The sequence below is a fragment of the Lactiplantibacillus daowaiensis genome, assembly GCF_005405085.1.
In the GTDB taxonomy this organism is placed as follows: domain Bacteria; phylum Bacillota; class Bacilli; order Lactobacillales; family Lactobacillaceae; genus Lactiplantibacillus; species Lactiplantibacillus daowaiensis.
The window spans coordinates 1-21,360 of record NZ_BJDJ01000022.1; the positions used below are offsets into that span (position 1 = coordinate 1).

Below are 21,360 nucleotides of genomic sequence, written 5' to 3' on the forward strand. Positions count from 1 at the left end.
TGGAATTAGCTACTACCATTGTAAGTGATTGCTTTGGGCTTTTTAATTTCTGTTCGGATTAATTATAGAATTTGCCTAAATAAAATCATTAATAGTGGTTGAATGTTGCATGTAAAAGCGTGAAAATAGAGGGTGAATTAAGGGAATCTTAAGCAATTATGATTGAATTTTAGGTGGGGTGTATGTATGGAAAGCAAACGGACGCATTTTAAGATGTATAAAATTGGCCGCAAATGGGCCTTTGCTTGTGCCGTCTTACTGACTCTCGGCGGTGCTAGTGTGACCGTCAAGGCCGATACAGCGACAAATAGCAGCAGTAGTAGTGAATCTTCAGTTGTTAGTAGCAGTCAATCAAGCTCGGTAGCCTCGAGTAGCAGTTCAGTCACCAAACAAAGTAGCGTTGCTTCAAGCAGCAGTAGTCAAAGCAGTAGTTCGAGTCAAACTAGCAGCAGTACGGCTACGGACCAACAAGCTGGTACTGATGGGACGACGCAAACGAGTAGTGCTAATAAAACAACGACGGCGCAAAATACAGCTAACCAAAGCAAAAACGATGCTACGAGCAAACAAGCTAGTGCATCGAATAGTTCAGCGGTCAGCTCAAGCAGTACGTCATCAACGACTGAAACCAGTAGCAGTTCAGCATCCAGCACTAAGGATACGACGACAGTTGCTAGTGATGACAACACGGATTCAGTTCAATCAGTATCACCAATGAGTGTTAGTTTAAACTCTGCTACGACCACATTTAAGACCTTTAAGAGCAGTTTTAAGGCCAATGTCAGCGCGACGACTAATGACGCGGTCGCTGATGGTGGATCGGTTTATGATGATTATCCAGATTTGAATAATATCTTAGGCATTTCATCACAATTCCATATTTTTGCCAATGAAGCCGAATTAAATGCCCATACTAACGGGAATATTGCCGTTGGTACTTTAACTGGGAATGTTAACTTTGGGACCAACATTATTGAAGAATTATTGGATAAAGATATTTCTTATATCCAAAATATTGCCAATATTGCCAGCAGTTCATTTGTCTCAGCTGGGGATACCCGGGTCAACAAAGTGATCTTTGGTGAAGGCATCGAAATCGATGTCAGCAATCCTAACCGACCAACTGTCAATGGCACACCTATTGATCACTTGTTAGCTAGCGAAGTTTATCAAGATAAGAATGGTAACGTCTATATCGATTTTGAAAAGGAATTCGCCGCATTAAAGAAGACGAATGAAACGTTAAGCGAAATGACTAGCAATGCAACTTACACCGCTAGTGACTTCCCAGATCAAAATAATCGTGTGATTGATGTTACTGATATGACCCCTAATGAAAAGGGTCAAATCGTCATTAACCTTTCAGCTGATGTCTTGAATGGGGACACACCACTGACCATCAAAGGGCTTTCTAGTGATAAAGATGGTAATACGATTATTATCAATGTTGATACCGAAGGCCAAGAAACTTATAATATCAATTCTCAAATCAAAGTTGTTTATGAGGATGGTTCTGACCGGAATAACCAAGAAACTGAAGACTTTGGGGATAACCATTTACTTTGGAACTTCTATGATTCAACTGCCAGCGACAAGCAATACACGGGTACCATCGAAGTTAACCGCCCATTCCAAGGTAGTGTGCTAGCACCTTCTGCAACGGTGGTCGCCAACCAAAATTTAGATGGTAATATTATTGCCGATAAAGTTATTGTTAAGGCTGAAACGCACCGGTGGGACTTACAAGATAATACCGATAATGAAAAGGATCCAGATCCTGAAGAACCAGAGAATCCAGGAACAGTAGATCCTGAAGAACCGGAAACCCCAGGAACAGTGGATCCTGAAGAACCAGAAACACCGGGGACAGTGGATCCTGAAGAACCAGAAACGCCAGGAACGGTAGATCCTGAAGAACCGGAAACCCCAGGGACAGTGGATCCCGAAGAACCAGAAACGCCTGATACTGAAGAACCAGAAGATTCCGAAGATCCTAATACGGCAGTACCAAATGAAGAAACACCAGAAGACGAAGAATACTTGTATTCCGAAGATTATGACAAAGCGGTTGAAGAATCATTTGAAAATGAATTAGACCAAGCTTTGGCATTACCAAAGGATGAACAACTTGAAGCCGAAGAAGCGTTGTTATCGAAGTTAGATGCCGCTATTGCTAAGGCTAAAGCGGCTGGTGATCAAGCTTTGGTTGCTAAACTGGAAGCGTTACGGGCCCGGGTTATCGCTGCTTTTAAAGCAGTTGGAGTGACCTTGCCACAAACAGATGAAGCGCAAAATCATACGGCTCAATTAATGGGCTTGGTTTTGGCCAGTGTCTTAACGTTAGGCGGCTTTGCTGCACGACGGAAACGGCGTAACTAAATAAGATGATTTAAGGCAACTTGGATTAAATTCCAGGTTGCTTTTTTTATACAATGTGAATTGGATTTCAAACGATTATTTCCACTGACAATTAATTTTAATCAATCTGGATACTGATAAATTAGGAATTCAAAAACTGAAAAATGCATATTGATTGTCAAAATCACATAGACACATTATGATTACGATAAGAAAATCACAATTGAATTGATGCGTTGAAAGAAAGGATGTGGCACAACCATGATTAGGTTGGATTTAGACCCAGGATAAACGAAAGTTAGCGGGGGTGTATGTCATGAAAAAGCAACGTGCACGACGGTTATGGCGTTGGTTACTAGTGGGGATAGTGCTCATGATGGTCGGTGGTTGGGCGGTAACAAATGGGCATGATTGGATGGCGGCTAATGATACTAAGTCAGCCAGCTCAGTGACAACTGATCAGTCAGCGACAAGTAGCGATGATGCTAATACTAGTGAAGAAACGACTGATACCGAAACATCAAAAGCGACAACAACGACCGATGATGATGATGATGCAGTCTATCAAGTGACTGAAAAGTATGCGGTTGAAGAAAGTCAACGCACTACTAGTGATTCGACTTCGAAGGCATCAGCGACTAGTGAGACAGCCAGTTCAGCTAAATCAACACAACGGACTAAAGCAGCGGCAACCAGTACTAATCAGGCGTCAGCTAGTGCAATGGTGCCATCGGGTGGCTCGGTCTATGATGACTATCCCAACCTGAATAATGTGCTGGGCATTGCGTCACAGTTTCATATTTTTGCCCGGGAAGCGACTTTAAATGTGCATACGAATGGTAATTTGGCTGTTCAAAATCTGCATGGTAAGAGTGACTTCGGGACAAAAAATATCAGTGGCTTAATTGCACGTGATATTTCATATTTACAACATTTTGAGTCAATTTTTTCGAGTTCATTTGTCACGGCAAGTGGCAATCGGACCAATAAAGTTATTTTTGGTCAGGCAGTGATGATTGATTTAACCGAAAGCCAGCGACCAAAAGTAAATGGCATTTATCTAGATCATTTATCAGCTAAAGAAGTTTTTCAAGATCAAGATAATCAAGTCTATATTGATTTTGATCAAGAATTCCAAGAGTTGCACAAGACAAGCTTAAGCTTATGTCAACTGACGAGTCAAAAGCAATATACTAAGACAGATTTTAAGGATGAGAATAACCGTGTGATTGATATTAGCGATTTGCCGGTCAATAAAGCTGGTCAAATTGTGATTGAATTAGCTGCTGACGTCTTGTCATTGGACCGACCATTAAAGATTAAAGGATTAACGCCAAGTCAAGATGGTCCGACGGTGATTATTAATGTAGATACTGGCGGTGCTGATACGTATCAAATGAACGCACAAATTAAGTTAGCTTATACAGATGGCACCGAGCGTCACAATCATGAAAGTGACTATTTTAGTGATAATCATTTGCTATGGAACTTTACGACTAATCAGCAAGCATTTGTCGGTACGATTACGTTTAACAATACGTTTCAAGGCAGTGTCTCGGCCCCACAAGCGACCTTGTTAGTAAAGCATAATTTAGATGGCAATATGATTGCGGCAAAGGTTGCAACTACTGGTGAAACGCACCGCTGGGATTTACAAGATGAACCTAATGGTGAGGACCCGGATCCAGAGTCAGAACCGGAGCCAGAGCCAGAGCCAGAGCCAGAGCCAGAGCCAGCCCCAGCCCCAGCCCCAGAAGAAATTATTAACCCGGAAGAATCGACTGACCCAGAGGAGCCAACGGATTCAGAAGGAATCAATGAGTCAACCGACGGCGATTTAGCAGTGGCTAATGATGATGATCTAGAACCAGCCTACTTTTATTCAGAAGATTATGATCAAGCCGTAGCACCAACCGCGACACGATCTAAAGCGTTAAATGCCGCCTTAGCTAAACCAATAAGGCAACGACGAACAGCAACACAAGTTGTCTTATCACAATTGGACCATGATATTGCGCAAGCCAGGTCCAATAACCAACCAATCAAAGCAACACGATTAACGCAAGTACGGACACAGGGGTTGCTGGCTTCCGCATTACCGCAGACCGGAACTAAGCGACCACATGTCATGATTGCAACCGCTGGTGTTGGACTTGCCTTAGGTACAGTGGCGATTACTTGGAAAATCCGGCGGCGTTAATAAACGTGATTGATGAAATGTCTCTGAATATGAAGAGGCATTTTTTTGAGAGAATGAAAAAAACCATTGCTGGCAGTTGACCCTAACAATGGTAATCCCCCGAATATGATATTAAATGACTCCTTGACCCCATGAAAAAGCTTGGTAGCTATTATACTTATAATCTAACTCTTTCATGATTAATAGTATATCGATGATTGATTTTAGCAGCAATTATTACTGATAGATTTACACCTAAATGACTAACACTAGCAGGCTTAGTTTGGTTGCTTTCCTAATTTAGACAGTTTATTAGATGCAATTAGGTTGTGAAACTTAACAAAATATCAGCGGCAATGATAAATTATTTCAACCTGTCATTTTGTTTGATGCCGTAATTGACCAGCTGATATAAAATAATTCATTTATCTGAACGGTTGTTAATCAGCTAATCCGCTATTTTTTTAGTTGCTGGCATGAGAGAAATCATAATAAGTAATAACTATTAAAGTAAGCTTCCTAACACCTAGAGATAACTTTTATGTTGGATTCGATCTGTTTGCTGATCTCAAAATTGTGGTCTGATAGTCGACATGGTAAACCTAAGATGCAATTTTGAATTGCATGGATTTAAGAGAGGGGATTCTGTAACATGCGACTAAAACAGTTAAAGCGAACCAGAAATTTAAAAGAGCATTATAAATTATATAAAGCAGGTAAACAATGGTACTTATCAGCGGTGCTAGCATTTGGTGGACTTCTAATCGGGACACAAACGTTAATCAAGCCAATTCATGCAGCTACGACGACTGATACAACGACAGCACCATTAGTAACAAGTGCCACGTCAAGCGCCGGCAATACGGCAACCTTAACGGCAACGACCGCTAGTGACGCGTCAACGACAAGTACGGCGTCAACAGCTAGTTCCACGGCAACAAGCGCAAGCAGTGCCGCCAGTTCAAGCGCAACAGCGCCGGCAAGTTCAGCAGCATCGACAGCTAGTTCCACGGCAACAAGTGTAAGTAGTGCTGCCAGCTCAAGTGCAACAACACCAGCTAGTTCCACAGCAACGAGTGCAAGCAGTGCCGCTAGTTCAAGTGCAACAACACCAGCCAGTTCCACGGTAACAAGCGCAAGTAGTACCGCAAGTTCAAGTGCAACAGCGCCAGCCAGTTCAGCAGCATCCACGGCAACAAGTGCAAGTAGTACTGCTAGTTCAAGTGCAACAACGCCAGCTAGTTCCGCAGCAACGAGTGCAAGCAGTACCGCAAGTTCAAGTGCAGCAACACCAGCCAGTTCCACGGCAACGAGTGCAAGTAGTGCTGCCAGTTCAAGTGCAACAACACCAGCTAGTTCTACGGCAACGAGTGCAAGCAGTACCGCCAGCTCGAGTGCAACAACGTCAACCAGTTCCGCAGCAACAAGTGCAAGTAGTGCTGCCAGTTCAAGTGCAACAACACCAGCTAGTTCCGCAGCAACGAGTGCAAGTAGTGCTGCCAGTTCAAGTGCAACAACACCAGCTAGTTCCGCAGCAACAAGTGCAAGTAGTGCTGCCAGTTCAAGTGCAACAACACCAGCTAGTTCCGCAGCAACGAGTGCAAGCAGTGCTGCCAGTTCAAGCGCAACAGCACCGGTAAGTTCCACGGCAACAAGTGCAAGCAGTGCCGCAAGTTCAAGCGCAACAGCACCGGTAAGTTCCACGGCAACAAGTGCAAGCAGTGCCGCAAGTTCAAGCGCAACAGCGCCGGCAAGTTCAGCAGCAACACCAGCCAGTTCCACGGCAACGAGTGCAAGCAGTACCGCCAGCTCTAGTGCAACAGCGGCTTCCAGTGCAGCATCAACAGCTAGTTCAGCTGCTTCTAGTGCTTCGTCATCCACGGCCACTTCCACGGCTACTAGTGCATCCGCTGTGGCCGGAGGTTTAACAATTAATTATGTTGACTTAGATGGTCATCCAGTCGCTACCGCAACAAAGATTACTGGTGATATTGGGACGACTTATACGATTGTGCCGCTAAATATCACAGGGTATACATGTGAACAAGTTGGTACTGGTAGTGCTGCCACTAGTGGGACGTTAGGAGCCGCAGCGGGACAAATCACCTTCATCTATGCACCGGATGTGGTTCATGCCACAGTAACTTATTATGATACGACCACTCAACAGACATTGTCATCTGAAGACTTAATGGGGACTTATGGTTCAGCGACAACTTACACTCCAACGGCAACTTTAGCTGGCTATACATCACAAGGGTATCAGGTGACTAGCGATCCATTCCCAGCGACTGGATTAATCTTTGATCAACCAGATACGACGGCCACGTATACAATTGACTTGGCACATAAGACGGTCACTGTTACCCCAACAACTGCCAAATCGTTATTACCAGCAGGTTGGGCACGTACGCTAGACTTATCACGCTTCATTACCGAAACAGTGGCCTACCAATACCCTGATGGTCAATCAGCTGCCACACCAACTAAACAAACGGCGTTATTTACGCGGAATGCGACGGTTGATTTAGTGACTGGTACCCCAACTTACGGGACTTGGCGTACGACGGGGACTGATGGCTTTGCTGCAGTAACCGCACCAACGGTTACTGGTTATACGGCAGCCACCCCTGAGTTAGCTGCTGTAACGGGGCTAACTGCAACGAGTCCAGATGTTGCAACGACGGTCCACTATGTACCAGATGCTGAAACGGCAACCGTTAACTACTATTTGAATGGGACGACCACGCCGCTAGCGCCAAGCACTGAATTAACTGGAGGATACGATACGCCATATGCCACTTCAGCGCCAGATATTGATGGTTATGCATTAGCGTTAGCACCAAGTGATGCGGCAGGGACATTTACCACTGCACCAACTACCGTTGACTATTATTACGTTCCAGTGACGAGTGCACCGGCAAGTGCTGCGTCAACCACACCTACGAGCACCCTAACTTCGGCCGCGCCAACGACCACGTTAGCGACCCCAACGGCAAGTGCAACGCCAACAGCGACGACCAAGACGAAACCATCAAAAGTTGCCACCCCTAAGCAAAAGACGAAGACCGCTGGCAAAAAGCAATTGACCGCTACAAAGGGTAAGTCATTGAGAAAAACACCGGCGAAGCAGTTACATTTGTTGAAAGCCAGCCATTCGGCAACACCGGCATTTCACAAATTAGCAACAAGTGGGCAACCAGTTTATAACGAACATGGCGAGATCATTGGCACAACGAGAGTTGGCAAGCCTAGAACACAATCAGCGTTTGATAAAAAGACTGGTTTAAAGCGAAAAGCTGTTGGTTTAACGAAAGCCAAAGTGGCACCTTTGGCAGCTGATCATCGGTTGCCACAAACGGATGAAAGCCAAGTGGGACCAACTAATGTTTTAGGCTTATTAACGCTAGGCTTAATGGGGTTACTTGGCCAATTAGGTTTACGGCGAAAAAAGTTATAATCAATTAAATTGATGAATCCCTGATATAGCATGTCGCCACCTATGATTGTGTAGGTGGCGATATTTTAGGCAAAGTTGGTTAGGACAGTCAACAAATATTTAGGCTGAGCAAACTTAATTTCAACGGACTGATTTGGTTGATCATGCGTCGCTATGAATTTCTTTGTGGGGATAGGCGACTAGCTAAGTGAAATGGCTGAGTTGATAAGAAAGTTGATACAAATTTCTTCGTAGCGTTCCCTTTATTTTGGAAAACTAACAAACTAGTCGGTGACTAGGTGCGCCATACTTTTAGACCAATGTAATCCGCAGAGTTGGTGCTAGCATAGCTGGCATGCTAAACCTAAGGTGCCAATGAGATAGAGGAGGATTTTTAAGAGGGAAGTGTACCAAATGCGTATTAAACAACTTCAACGTCAGTCCAAAGTGACTGAACGCTATAAACTATATAAAGCTGGCAAAAACTGGCAAACAGCGATGTTACTCATCGTTAGTGGCACATTATTGGGGTTAGCAACGGTTAGGCAGCCAGTTCAGGCAGCAACGACTGCGTCGACAGCAGTCGTTGCGACAAGTCAAACAGCGACAAGTCAAACAGCGACAAGTCAAACAGCGACAAGTCAAACAGCGACAAGTCAAACAGCGACAAGTTTAGCGCCGACTAGCGCGACAAATGCTGTTAACCGTCAGTCGGCGAGTGTTGTCAGTTCAAGCGAAACTAGTCATACTACTAGTGCTGCAGCGACTACCACAGTTGCAAGTGGTGCCTTAAGCGACGCACCAAGTGAAGTGGCTAGTGTAACAAGTACGGTCAGTTCAGCAGCTAGCGCAACCACTCCGACTAGTGCGCCATCATATAGCGAAGCACCAAGTGATACGTTATCTTCACTTAGTGGACCAACATCGGAAAATCCAGCAACCAGCTTAGCAAATTCGGCTGTGATTAGCCAAGCTAGTGTAGCGACCAGTACTGCAGTAACGGATAGTACAGTTGTGACCTTGGCTGATTCGAAAGTACAACCAGCCTTACAAGCTGATTTTGAAGCAGCTAATAGCGATGCTGTGACTGGAAGTTCACAAGTCATTCATTTACAGTCCACAAAGACAGCAGCCCCTGCAGGCGTCGTTCATATGCGTTATGTCGATGAAGCTGGTCAAACGATTAAACCAGAACGGGTCATGAGTGCTGGTCAAATTGGCGATTATTATCGAATCAATCCAGTTAAAATTGCGGGTTATGATTTTAAGGAAGTTAGTCCAGATGGATTGCCGGCTTATGGGCCGTTTCCAGAAACTGACGGGACCGTTATTTTGATTTATACGCCGAAAACGATTCATAGTCTGGTCACGTATTTCGATACCACGACGAAAACAATTTTAAAAACTGATCTTCTCACAGGGCCATTTAACAGTGTGGCTACGTATCAAACAGTACCGACAATTGCGACTTACTTAAAGCAAGGGTATCAATTAATTAGCGATGATTACCCCACTGATGGTCGGATATTTACTGATGCCAATGGTTTATCAGAATATGTGGTGAAGTTAGCCCATCAATTCGAGATGCTAGTGCCAGGTACACCAACTAGTCCAGCTGATTTAACGCATACCGTGACGCGAACGATTCGGTATCAATATTTAGATGGTCAGCTGGCCGTTGAACCGTTAGTTGAACAATTAACGTTTACGCGGACGGCCATTAAAGATCAGGTCACTGGCGAAGTGACTTACCAACCTTGGGTTCCGACCACTATGACGAGTTTTGCGACACATCAAGTACCAGAAATTAGCGGTTATGTTGCGCAGCCACAAGTTGTACCAGCAGATCCAGCCGTGACCGTGGCAACCCCAGATAGCGAGGTGTTAGTGATTTATCATCCGGAAGAAAGTGACGTTACCACGGGCCAAGTCACGGTAACTTATTATTTAGCCGGCTCGACGACCGAACTAGCGCCGGCACAACAACTTACGGGTAAATTGGGTACGGATTATCAGGTTAGTGCACCAATGATTACAGGATATGAATGGGATGGTCAGTTGCCAACTAATGCGCAAGGACAGTATGGTGTAACACCAATCGTTGTGCAGTTCAACTATATCCCAGTCTTAATTTTGCCTGGAAAGCCGAATCCAACACCAACGCCAAATCCAGTACCGACACCAACACCAGATGAAAAACCTGCGCCGGGTGAAAAGCCAGAACCGGGTGAAAAACCAGAGCCAAGTGAAAAGCCAGAACCAGGTGAAAAACCAGCACCGGAAAAACCAACGCCAGAAGTGCCAGAGCCGGAAGCCTCGCTTAAACCAACTGGAACACCCACTCCAGGTCAACGACCAGTACCGGTACCACAGCAAGGTTATCGACCGGGAAGCGTGGTGGTTCACACCGGCACAACCCCACAAGGCTTAAAACCAAGTGCAGGCTATGTGTTGCCAAAGCCAACTGGTCAGTTGGTTTTTGCACATTCAGTAGCCGGTACAATTAAGCGACCAGTCGCGATTGTGTTATCGCAACCAACCAGGAGTTCTAAAGTGACAAGCACTCATTTACCACAGACTACTGAGGCACCGTCAACTGGTTGGTGGGGGGCGTTACTTTTGGCACTCACTTTAGGCTTGAGCCGGTTAGGTTGGCGCCGACGCCGACCACGTTAAATTAGCTTTCCCCCTTAAATATAGTTGTTATGCCGGTTGGATGCGGTGGTGGCACCGCAGTAAATAGCCGAGCAGTTGTTAAAAACTGCTCGGCTATTTTATGACATACTCCTATGACCACGCCTAATTCCTTGACCCCGCAATCACATACCGTGACCAAATTGGTCTAGTCGGTATAAAGGCTAACCCCCATTAGCTTTTATAACCATTATTATAATCAGTATCATCAAATAGTCAATATATATTCGAATAAATCGGTTTAAAATATTTGAATTAATAATGGATATTCAATATCCACAATGATGTAAGCATGATGCTAGGTCAATTTGCAGACACCAAAACCACCCTTGGCAAGTTGCCCAAGGGTGGTGTGCAGTTGGTAAAGTTTAGTTACGAATGAGTTGGGTGAAGACGAATTCATTTGGAATAAAGTGTGATTCGGTATATTCAAATTGGCGTCCCGCATCATTAAAAGCGATGCTAATCATGTTGCCGACACAATTATTTTCCCCAAGTTCTAAATGCTCACGGTCAATTTTGTTTGCTGAGTCAACGCGCAACATCCGTTTAACGACGGCAATTTTAATGTTGAGGTCATTTTGGATGTAGTGATAAATCGATTTACGGGCAATCTCAGCAGTAATGCCAGGAACGAGCTGGGCATTGAAGTAATTAATATCAATGACGGCATGTTGGCCATTGAAGAGACGGACCCGTTGAATAGCATAGACTGGAATCCCAATTTCAAACGCCGTTTGTTCACTGAGGTCAGCGTCAACGATGACCTGTTTAAAACTAACAACGTCAGTCCGATAATCCAGTTGACGATCAGCGTTCATCGCTTTGATGCCCGATAACTGCCCGAGGTTTAAATTAAATTGTTGCGTCTGTGGGGTATGTTCAAGCAATACGACGCCACGCCCTTTAACGCTATAAACTAAGCCTTCATCGGCTAATTGTTTAATCGCCTTACGAACGGCATAGCGACTACTGTCAAATTCAGTAATGAGATCGTCTTCAATTGGTAAGCGCATCTTGATACTATAAGTGCCGGCCAGAATGCGTTGCTTCAAGGTTTCATAGATTGTTTCAAACGTATTTTTTGCCATGTTTGTCACCTTCGTGATAGTTATGATACTTATATTATAGCAAATGTGAGCGTTTTAGGGGATAAAAGAGCGAATAAATTTCAAAATTTATTCGAATAAAATTGACAGGCATGACGCGCCCTGATTATAATGTAAGCGTAAACACAAAGAGCGTTGATTGAATAAAAATGGGGGTAGTCAAATGCAAGTGGAACAGCAAACATTAACGGCGGGGGGCCGGCCGTTTAAACTAACGGCATATTGGTTAGACCAAATTGCCGATTTTGAAACGGCAGTTAATTATCCAGTAATTGTGATCTGTCCTGGGGGCGGTTTTACGTACCATTCCGATCGTGAAGCCGAACCGATTGCGTTACGTTTTGCGGCTGCTGGGATGCATGCAGTCGTTTTAGATTATCAGTTAATGACACCGACGGAAGCCGTTTATCCAACGGCGTTACAACAAGTCGGCCAAACGCTTGCTTGGATCAATGATCAAGCGGCAACGCATCATATCGATGCGCAGCGGATCATTTTAGCTGGTTTTTCGGCTGGGGGACACGTGGTGGCGACGTTTAACAGTGTGGCGACCAATCCGGCATTACGGACGCGGTATCATTTGGACCAATATGCCGGCCAACACGCCGCGACGATCTTGGGCTATCCGGTGATTGACTTAACAGCTGGTTTTCCAACCACCGCGGATTATCGACAACGCATCACCACGGATGAAGACTTGTGGGCAGCCCAAGCGACGGCCACCGCTGCCACTAAACCAAGTTTCGTTTGGCAGACAGTGACCGATGAGTTGGTGCCAGCCATGAACTCGATGCTTTATGTGCAAGCCTTGATGCGGTTGAAAGTGCCAACAGAATATCATTTATTTGGGACGGGGATTCACGGTCTATCGTTAGCCAATCATGTAACGGCCAAACCTAATAAGGCGAAGTATCTGAATCAGCAAGCAGCTCAATGGGTGCCATTAGCGTTACATTGGCTACAGACTCAAGGGTTATTGGCATCAGAATAAGCAATTAAAGTAAGCTGATCATTCAAACACGACTAAGGAGCTGCCGCTATTGTTAGTGACGGCTTCTTAGTCGTGTTGTTTAAATAATAAGTGTCATTAAACGATGATATCCCGGAAACACGTTAATCTGTTGGTCGTCAACAATTGAAGACTTTTGTCCCAACCCTTTTTTACTTTTTTAGTGAGCAGTTAGTCACTTTTTTGATAGCAACCCGACATTTTGCTTAAATTCTGCGGTATAATTTAAGCCATGTAGTTTATGTTATTTTAATGAAGCAAAAAAGAAGGAGTGATTCCAAATGGCGACCAATCAACACTTAGTCATCATTTCATTAGATGCCTTAGGGTTCCGGGATTTACGGGAGCATCAACGTTCGTTGCCAGTCTTAAATCAATTGATGACTGGTGGGGCCTGGGTCAAGTCGGTAACCGGGATTTATCCGACTTTAACGTATCCGTCACATACCACGATTATTACGGGACAATATCCCAAGGTACATGGCATTGTGAATAATACGAAGTTACAACCTAAACGCCGGTCACCAGACTGGTTTTGGTATCAAAAAGATGTCAAAGTGCCAACGTTATACGACCTAGCACGCCAACAAAAGTTAACCACGGCGGCCTTTTTATGGCCGGTTACGGCGGGCAGTAAGATTACATATAATTTGGCGGAAATTTTCCCCAACCGAATTTGGACGAACCAAGTTATGGTGTCATTAAAGGCTAGTTCGCCATTATTCTTACTCAAAATGAACCACAAATATGGTCACTTGCGTAACGGGATCCATCAGCCACAATTAGATGAATTTATTACCGCTTGTGCGGTGGATACGTTGACCAATCAAAAGCCTAACTTAACCATGATTCATTTAGTCGATATGGATAGTATGCGTCATCGGTACGGGGTACGGTCTAAAGAAGCGATGGCAGGCTTGAAACGACTAGATCAGCACGTCGGGCAGTTGATTCAGGCAACCAAAGTTGCGGGAACCTTTGCGGATACGAATTTCGTCATCTTAGGCGACCATTATCAAATCAACGTTGACCATATGATTCACTTAAACACGTTATTTGCGCAAAAAGGCTGGTTGACGCCACGCCCAGATCAAACGTTTGAAGATGATTGGACGGTCATGGCCAAAACGGCCGATGGCGCAACTTACATTTATACCCGTGGCTTTGATGAGTTAGCTGAATTGCAAGCCTTGATTGCCCAAGTTGACGGGGTTGAAACCGTGATTACGGGTGAAGCTGCGGCTAAACGGGGGGCTGACCCAGCATGTGCGTTGATGGTTGAAGCTAAAGCTGGCTATTACTTTACTGATGAAAGTCGGCGGCCATTAGTCGTTGAACCGGTGCATCCCGATACGCTTGGTCAACCTGACCGGTATCATGGGGTTCACGGCTATGATCCAACTAAACCAGATTATCAAACGACGTTAGTTTTCAATGGCCCCGCAATCAAGCCCGGTGCCCGAATCGAACGGGCCAACTTGGTCGATGAGGCCCCAACCTTTGCGCGCTTATTAGGTCTATCGTTTCCAGAGCCGTTAGCGGGACATTGTTTAGATGGCGTGTTTAAGGAGGCAGTTGATGAAGTTTAACAAGCAGCAGTGGAGCTGGATCTTTTATGATTGGGCCAACTCCGGCTACGGCATTATTGTGACCACGGCGGTCTTGCCGGTTTACTTTAAGGCAATCGCGCAAGGTAATGGGGTGACCCCAGCCAATGCGACCGCTTATTGGGGCTATGCCAATAGTATCGGGACGTTATTAGTCTCAATCTTAGCGCCCGTTTTAGGGGCGTTAGCAGATTATCCACAAGCTAAAAAGCGGCTGTTGAATCTGTTTTCAATTGTCGGTATGATCATGACGCTTGGGCTAAGCTTAGCGCCAACCACGGCCTGGCGCTGGTTACTCGGAATTTATATCTTATCGATTATCGGGTACTCCGGTGGTAATTTGTTTTACGATAGTTTTTTGACTGATGTGGCGCCTGATAAGCAGATGGATCGATTGTCGTCATATGGGTATGGTTTTGGCTATCTAGGGGGCGTGTTAGCGTTTATCCTTTTCTTAGTCTTACAATTAACGAGTGGCTTTGGCCAGTTATCCAGTTATGGTGTGGCCCGGTGGAGCTTTGTGTTGGCCGCGGCCTGGTGGATTATTTTTTATATTCCGATTTTAAAGAATGTTCATCAAGTATATGCGTTAAAACCAACGGCCCATCCAGTGACCGACAGTTTTAAACGGGTTTGGCAAACGTTGAAACATATCCGCAAATATCGTGCCGCGGCCTGGTTTTTAGTGGCTTACTTCTTTTATATTGATGGTGTTGATACGATCTTTACGATGGCAACGTCGATTGGAATGGACATGGGCATTACAACCACGACCTTGATGATCGTGCTGTTGGTCGTTCAACTTGTGGCCTTTCCATTTTCATTATTGTATGGTTGGCTGGCAAATAAGACGTCAACCCGGACGGGGATTTTAATCGGGATTGTGATTTATTTAGGGATTTGTTTGTATGCCTTACGTTTAAATTCAACGATTGATTTTTGGATTCTGGCGGTCTTAGTTGGGACGAGCCAAGGTGGCATTCAAGCCTTGAGCCGGTCCTATTTTGGGCGTTTGATTCCTAAACAAACCGGGAGTGAATTTTTCGGCTTTTACAATATTTTAGGCAAATTCTCGGCCGTCATGGGTCCCGTATTAGTGGGGGTCGTCACACAAATGACGGGCAAGTCGACGATTGGGGCAGCTTCATTAAGCATTCTGTTCTTAATTGGCTTGTTGATTTTCTTAGCCTTGCCCCGATTAGGTCAGCAACAGGTTGACTAGATTGGTGGTTCTTGCCGGTTTTGGTAAGCGACCAGCGTAACGTTAGCTTCAATCGTAAATTAAAAGCCCGCCGTAACATGAAATGTCAAAATTTCACGTTACGGCGGGTTTGTTTTAGTCAGATTTTCTTGAATTAAGGCTTAAGCAAACAAAGCTAGATGTTGCTGTAAATATTGACCAGTAACACTAGCTGGATTTTCACTAACTTCAGTAGGTGTCCCAGTGGCGACGATATGGCCACCGTTGATACCACCAGCCGGGCCCATATCAATGATGTAATCAGCGTTGGCGATCACATCGAGGTCGTGTTCAATGGCGATAACGGTTGCGCCTTGTTGGATCAACTGATCGAAAACTTTAACCAACTGTTGAATATCGAGTGGATGTAGGCCAACGGAAGGTTCATCAAAGACGAACAGGGTGCCAGTCTGACGTTTACCGATGCGTGATGTCAGCTTTAACCGCTGGGCCTCACCACCAGACAGTGCTGGGGTGCTTTCACCTAACAACAAGTAACCTAAGCCCATTGCTTGGAGAATTCGCAAGGTGTTCTCAATGCTAGTTTCGCCTTTAAAGAACGACAACGCTTCATCAACAGACAGGGCCAAAATTTCGGCGATAGTCTTATTGTGCCAAGTTACGGTTAAGACGTCACGATTGTAGCGTTGGCCGTGGCATTGCGGACAGACTTCAGTAATATCTGGTAAATATTGGACGTCTAGTGAAATTTGACCGGTCCCGCCACACATTGGACAAGCCCCAGCAGCGACGTTGTAAGAAAACTGACTGGCAGTCCAACCCTTAGCTTTGGCAGCTGGTGTAGCGGCAAATAAACGACGCAAGTTATCTAAAATGGTCGTGTAAGTCGCGACGGTTGACCGGACGTTTTTGCCAACTGGTACGGAGTCAACCTCGACGACGTGGCGAATATGATTATTATGAAAGCTTTTAACATGTGACGGTAGTGGCTGCTTTTTGGCGGTCGCGTTCAAGGCTGGGATCAAACTATCCAAAATCAACGTGGTCTTACCAGCGCCACTCATCCCGGTAATGGTCGTCAGCCGGTTTTTAGGGATATGAGCCGTGATATCTTGAATATTGAAGCGATGGGCGACTTCAATATCTAAGCTGCCTTTTTGCCAGAGATCGTTAGCCGCTAAAACGGGGCGTTCGCGCAACGTCGCGGTCCCGTTTAGAAATGGGGCGATCAGTGACGTTGGTTGCTGGCGAATATGGTCGACCGTCCCTTGGTCCACGATACGACCGCCACCTTTGCCGGCACTAGGGCCAATCTCGATGACGTCATCAGCGGCGGCGATAATACTGGTGTCATGATCGACCACGACCACAGAATTACCTTGGGCAACGAGTGCCCGAAAGGCTTTGATCAAGCCATGGACATTAGCTGGATGCAACCCGACAGAAGGTTCATCTAAGACGTACAAGACACCAGTGGTGGCACTACGTAAAGTTCGGCCCAACTGAATCCGTTGTAGTTCACCAGTGGATAAGGTGGCGCCGGGACGATTTAAGGTTAAGTAGTCAAGCCCCAGATCTTCCATGGGCTTTAAACTTAATAGCAGTTCGTCGATCAATGATTGTCCGAGGTCATGCATGTCAGTTGGGAGCCAATCAACGATAGTATTAGCGAATTGGTGCAAGTCAGCGACAGTCATGGCACTGACCGTCGCAATGTTTTGGTCATGCAATAATTGTGTCAGTAATTTAGGATTAAAACGTGAGCCGTGACAATCTGGGCAAGTATCAAAAGTATAAAAGCGATTCAAGCGTTTGATGGCCCGCTCGTTTTTCGTCGTGGCCATACTGTCTTCAACTGCCGCAAAGGCATTCTCGTAAACGGCGTTATCCATATGGAAAATTTTGCCTTTAGCACTAGGAATATTGATCGCGACCGTTTGTTTAGGACCGTGCAAGACTTTTTCCTGATCAGCGGCACTTAAATCTTGATACGGGATGTCAACCGGAATGCCAATGGCGTTAGCCACGATTGGCATAAAGTTACGACCAGGTAGGTGCCATGATGCAACTGCGCCTTCTTGAATCGTTTGTGTGGGGTCGGCGATGAGCAGACTAGGGTCGATTTGGCGCACCTCACCTAAGCCGCCACAGGTCGGACAAGCCCCGTTAGAATTAAAGGCAAAGTCTTCAGCGCCATAGGCCGTAAAATGACTGCCACAAACGGGACAAGTCAAGTGGCCCATATTTTCGGCAATGGCTAATGTTGGTGTGAGTCGATGCCCATTTGGACACACGGGTGATCCGAGCCGTGAAAAGACGAGGCGTAAGATGTTTAAACTTTCTGACATCGTCCCCACAGTTGAGCGGACGCCCGGCACTTGTGGTCGCTGCCGCAATGCTAACGCTGAAGGTAAGTACTGGACGTCATCGACGGCGGCTTTACCGACTTGGTTGATGCGCCGGCGTGTAAACGTTGAGAGCGCGTTTAAGTATCGCCGCGCCCCTTCCGCATATAAGACGCCCATGGCAAGGGAGGACTTACCGGATCCACTACGGCCAGTGATGGCGACGAATTTGTTTAATGGAATATCGACATCCATATTTTTTAAATTATTAACATGTGCGCCCCGAACTTTAATATGGGTTGGCAGGGTGTTAGTTACCACGAAGAAGACTCCTTTCAAGTTGAACAGTCATTGTTCTAATTACAGTTTCTATGCTACAACAATCAAGGGTGTTTGCACATTGAAAGGGTCTTGTTGTAACTACTGGTTTCAGGGGCAAGATATGCTACACTGACAATAACAACTCGGGAAAGTGGGGGGAATCAGATGCAAAAAATAAAATGGTATTGGCTACTTATGCTGAGCATCATTGGTGGCTGGTTGGTGGTCGTTGTGAGCCAACCAGTGACGGCCCAGGCTGATTACAGTATCGATCATTATCGGATGCACGTCACGATCCAAAAAGATGGCAACGCCGTTGTGACGCAGACGATGACGTATGAGTTTGATGAAGACTATCACGGGGTGTTTAATGTGCAAGATTTGCGGGGCTTGCAAGGGGCGACCGTTAAACAAGTGACGAGTCGGATTAATCAGGGCGCAGTTAAAACGGCGACGGCAGCGACTAGTGGTGCAAATAATACGTATCAATTGACGCAAAATCAAGACCGTTTTCGAATTAAACTCTATCGGGCGGTTAGTGATATCGATCGCCTGCAAGTGACGTATCGATATGACTTACGTGGGGTCGTCACGAATTATGCGGACACGGCTGAATTGAATTGGAAACTGATTGGGACCGGTTGGGATGTTGATCTCGATGATGTGCGCTTGACGATTCAATTACCAGCGAAACACATTAAGGCATTGCAAGCCTGGACGCACGGGCCATTGAGTGGTCAAACCAAAGTCGATCGCCAAGCGGGTAAGGTCGTGATGACCGTTGCGTCTAATCCAGCGAATCAGTTTGTGGAAAGTCACTTGTTATTTCCGACTAGTGTAACAGCGACCAATCAACGTACGAGCACTAAAAAGCGGAAAGCGGCTGTCCAAAAACAAGAAGCGGCATTAGCCAAGCAAGCGAATGCCAAACGCCAGCAATATGCGCGAACTAAACGTGTGATTTATGGGGTTACCGTGGCGTTATTAGTCGGGACTTTGCTGGTCATTTATTGGTGGTTACGGCGGCATCCAGCGAATCCTCATCAACGCCCGTTGCCAATTAAGCATTACTTTGAGGTACCAACGGTGGCGCCAGCAGTGGCGCAGTCGCTATGGCGAACGCGCTTGCCAGATACGCAGGCCTTGTCGGCTGAAATCTTACGGGCAGCGGCCGCCAAAGAAATCAAGCTGGAAACCGTTCCTGGTAAACGTCACCCAGATGTGGTCTTAACGAAATTAAAGCCACTGACGAATTCATTTTTAGCGACTTGTTTTGACCAAGTCACGACGACCGACACGCTAACGTTCAAACAACTTAAACAGTTTGGTAAGCGTGATAAAAAAGGTCGTCTCAATCAATGGTTTGAAACTTGGCAACATGAAGTTGACCGCCAAGTCGCAACTTATCAAGATTTGGCCAACTATACGTTGCGCAGTCGGTGGTTGGTTTTTGCAGTGTTGATCACAGTATTTAGTGCCATCGTCACGGTGGCCGGCGGGTTGATTAGCCCAGTGATGGCCTTGGCTAGTGGCGTGGTCACAAGCCTAATCACCCTCGGGTTTTGGATCGTGGCAATCATGCAACGTAAACGACTTATTATTAATACAGATGCCGGTTTAGTTCTAGTCGGTGAAATTACCGGTTTTCGGCAAATGTTGAAAGATATCGGTCATTTTAATACCGCTGAAATCGGCGATTTGATTTTATGGGAACAAATCTTGCCGTATGCGACGGCATTTGGGCTGGCGCAACGCGTGGCGGCTAAGTTACAAGTTGACTTTGGTTCGGCAGCTTTAGCTGACGGCATGTTGATTTATTACCCAATCTTTTATGGTGATGGGGGGACGTTTGATCTGTCCGGTGTGATTGGGGATAGTTTATCTGGTGCCTTAAGTGCATCGAGCGGTGCCAGTTCAGCTGGCGGCAATTCCGGGGGCTTTTCTGGTGGCAGCTCTGGCGGTTTTGGTGGTGGCTCCGGTGGCGGCGCGTTTTAAAAAAAGTTTGTCACTAATCCTAGTTTGATACAGTTACCAGTACCAATTAAGACAATCGTAATCTCAACGACCAAACGACCAGTGCTGGGCCAAGCTTTACCAGCACTGGTCGTTTGGTCGTTTTTGAGATGACTCGCTGTTTTAGGCCCAATTATTTTTAAGCAACCGCTTGCACTCAATCCCATTTACCGGTAAGCTAGTAGCTGAAGAAAACGCTTACATAATTTTATACGAATGGATGATGGCCATGACAGTGAAATTAATCGCAACTGATTTGGATGGGACCTTCTTGAATAGCCAAGGGACCTATGATCAACGTCGATTTACGCAACTTTATAATCAATTGCAAGGCTTAGGGGTTCAACTCGTAATGGCGAGTGGTCGGCAGGCTACCGAAATGGCAACGCATTTTCGGGCGTATCCGAATTTGTGGCTGATTGGCGGTAACGGTGCGGAACTCATGCAACCAAGCACCCAAGTGTTAGCGACGACCTTTAAGCGGCCAGCGGTTAACCAACTTTTTAAAGTGTTGGCTGCTTATCCAGAAGTACAGCTTGCGGTTTGTGGGTCGCAAGTGGTGTACTTGTCAAAAACAGCAACGCCAAGTTTTGTTGCCCGCATACAACATTATTACGGTAACGTACGGACCGTCCATGATTTAAGTTTGATTCGTGAGGCGGTCGTTAAGATTGAAGTGGCCTGTGCGCCAACGATGACGGCGCAATTGGCTTATGAATTAACGCCAAAGTTAGCCGGCGTGGCGATGCCAGTCATCAACGGTGCTGGTCGGATCGACTTACTGCAACCAGGTCGTGATAAGGGCAAGGCTTTACATATATTAGGCAAGCGGTTAGGAATCATGGCGCACGAGATGGTGGCTTTTGGTGCCGGGGATAATGATTTAACGATGTTGCATCAAGTTCGGACTGGTGTCGCCATGGCGAATGCGCCGCTTACGATTCAAGCGGCGGCCAATGCGTTAACGGCTAGTAATGATCAAAACGGGGTACTGACGTATTTGGAACGGCAAATTTTGCCTAACTTGAAAAGCGCTTTAGTCTTTTCAGAAAATTAACCGTGCTTTAGTTGCCAAAAGGGATTCA

General features: G+C 45.8%; 12 protein-coding genes. 9 read left to right on the top strand and 3 right to left on the bottom strand.

The window, feature by feature from the left end; all coding sequences use genetic code 11:
* Window positions 1–186: 186 nt before the first annotated feature.
* From FFM75_RS11975 to FFM75_RS11990, 4 genes are all read left to right on the top strand, one after another.
* The gene (locus FFM75_RS11975; RefSeq protein WP_137629400.1) at window positions 187–2,379 is read left to right on the top strand and encodes a collagen-binding domain-containing protein; all 2,193 of its coding nucleotides are present in this window, start codon (window positions 187–189) and stop codon (window positions 2,377–2,379) included.
* Between the two features lie 295 nt (window positions 2,380–2,674).
* The gene (locus FFM75_RS13995; protein WP_171001501.1) at window positions 2,675–4,558 is read left to right on the top strand and encodes a collagen-binding domain-containing protein; all 1,884 of its coding nucleotides are present in this window, start codon (window positions 2,675–2,677) and stop codon (window positions 4,556–4,558) included.
* A gap of 631 nt (window positions 4,559–5,189) precedes the next feature.
* Entirely contained in the window at window positions 5,190–7,997 is a 2,808-nt protein-coding gene (locus FFM75_RS11985; RefSeq protein ID WP_137629401.1) for a mucin-binding protein, read from the top strand.
* Window positions 7,998–8,390: 393 nt separating this feature from the next.
* Window positions 8,391–10,652 (top strand): mucin-binding protein, encoded by a 2,262-nt coding sequence (locus FFM75_RS11990; RefSeq protein WP_137629402.1) that lies wholly within the window; start codon window positions 8,391–8,393, stop codon window positions 10,650–10,652.
* A 386-nt stretch (window positions 10,653–11,038) separates the two neighbouring features.
* Here FFM75_RS11990 and FFM75_RS11995 read toward each other — a convergent pair whose 3' ends face one another.
* Complete coding sequence (locus tag FFM75_RS11995; RefSeq protein ID WP_137629403.1) at window positions 11,039–11,761, bottom strand: GntR family transcriptional regulator; 723 nt, start codon at window positions 11,759–11,761, stop codon at window positions 11,039–11,041.
* A gap of 181 nt (window positions 11,762–11,942) precedes the next feature.
* Here FFM75_RS11995 and FFM75_RS12000 point away from each other — a divergent pair, with 181 nt between their 5' ends.
* From FFM75_RS12000 to FFM75_RS12010, 3 genes are all read left to right on the top strand, one after another.
* Window positions 11,943–12,770 carry an alpha/beta hydrolase gene (locus FFM75_RS12000; RefSeq protein ID WP_137629404.1) on the top strand — a complete coding sequence of 276 codons (828 nt, stop codon included), beginning with the start codon at window positions 11,943–11,945 and terminating at the stop codon, window positions 12,768–12,770.
* A 299-nt stretch (window positions 12,771–13,069) separates the two neighbouring features.
* Window positions 13,070–14,377, top strand: a complete 1,308-nt coding sequence (locus FFM75_RS12005; protein ID WP_137629405.1) for an alkaline phosphatase family protein — start codon at window positions 13,070–13,072, stop codon at window positions 14,375–14,377.
* The gene (locus FFM75_RS12010) at window positions 14,367–15,617 is read left to right on the top strand and encodes an MFS transporter (RefSeq protein WP_137629406.1); all 1,251 of its coding nucleotides are present in this window, start codon (window positions 14,367–14,369) and stop codon (window positions 15,615–15,617) included. The genes FFM75_RS12005 and FFM75_RS12010 overlap by 11 nt, the downstream gene beginning before the upstream one ends.
* Window positions 15,618–15,757: 140 nt before the next feature.
* On the opposite strand, the gene FFM75_RS12015 is transcribed toward FFM75_RS12010, so the two are convergent.
* Entirely contained in the window at window positions 15,758–18,262 is a 2,505-nt protein-coding gene (locus FFM75_RS12015) for an excinuclease ABC subunit UvrA (RefSeq protein WP_137629407.1), read from the bottom strand.
* A 165-nt stretch (window positions 18,263–18,427) separates the two neighbouring features.
* Here FFM75_RS12015 and FFM75_RS12020 point away from each other — a divergent pair, with 165 nt between their 5' ends.
* Entirely contained in the window at window positions 18,428–20,257 is a 1,830-nt protein-coding gene (locus tag FFM75_RS12020) for a DUF2207 domain-containing protein (protein WP_137629408.1), read from the top strand.
* On the opposite strand, the gene FFM75_RS12025 is transcribed toward FFM75_RS12020, so the two are convergent.
* Entirely contained in the window at window positions 20,254–20,442 is a 189-nt protein-coding gene (locus tag FFM75_RS12025) for a hypothetical protein (RefSeq protein ID WP_137629409.1), read from the bottom strand. The two genes, FFM75_RS12020 and FFM75_RS12025, sit on opposite strands and share 4 nt — an antisense overlap.
* A gap of 62 nt (window positions 20,443–20,504) precedes the next feature.
* On the opposite strand from FFM75_RS12025, the gene FFM75_RS12030 reads away from it, so the two are divergent.
* Entirely contained in the window at window positions 20,505–21,332 is an 828-nt protein-coding gene (locus FFM75_RS12030; RefSeq protein WP_137629410.1) for a Cof-type HAD-IIB family hydrolase, read from the top strand.
* Window positions 21,333–21,360 lie beyond the last annotated feature (28 nt).

Excerpts from the sequence above, each read along its gene's own strand:
- FFM75_RS11995 (WP_137629403.1), bottom strand. The coding sequence starts at position 11,761 with ATGGCAAAAAATACGTTTGAAACAATCTATGAAACCTTGAAGCAACGC.
- FFM75_RS12010 (WP_137629406.1), top strand. The coding sequence starts at position 14,367 with ATGAAGTTTAACAAGCAGCAGTGGAGCTGGATCTTTTATGATTGGGCC.
- FFM75_RS12005 (WP_137629405.1), top strand. The coding sequence starts at position 13,070 with ATGGCGACCAATCAACACTTAGTCATCATTTCATTAGATGCCTTAGGG.
- FFM75_RS11975 (WP_137629400.1), top strand. The coding sequence starts at position 187 with ATGGAAAGCAAACGGACGCATTTTAAGATGTATAAAATTGGCCGCAAA.
- FFM75_RS11990 (WP_137629402.1), top strand. The coding sequence starts at position 8,391 with ATGCGTATTAAACAACTTCAACGTCAGTCCAAAGTGACTGAACGCTAT.
- FFM75_RS11985 (WP_137629401.1), top strand. The coding sequence starts at position 5,190 with ATGCGACTAAAACAGTTAAAGCGAACCAGAAATTTAAAAGAGCATTAT.
- FFM75_RS12030 (WP_137629410.1), top strand. The coding sequence starts at position 20,505 with ATGACAGTGAAATTAATCGCAACTGATTTGGATGGGACCTTCTTGAAT.
- FFM75_RS13995 (WP_171001501.1), top strand. The coding sequence starts at position 2,675 with ATGAAAAAGCAACGTGCACGACGGTTATGGCGTTGGTTACTAGTGGGG.
- FFM75_RS12000 (WP_137629404.1), top strand. The coding sequence starts at position 11,943 with ATGCAAGTGGAACAGCAAACATTAACGGCGGGGGGCCGGCCGTTTAAA.
- FFM75_RS12025 (WP_137629409.1), bottom strand. The coding sequence starts at position 20,442 with ATGGGATTGAGTGCAAGCGGTTGCTTAAAAATAATTGGGCCTAAAACA.
- FFM75_RS12020 (WP_137629408.1), top strand. The coding sequence starts at position 18,428 with ATGCAAAAAATAAAATGGTATTGGCTACTTATGCTGAGCATCATTGGT.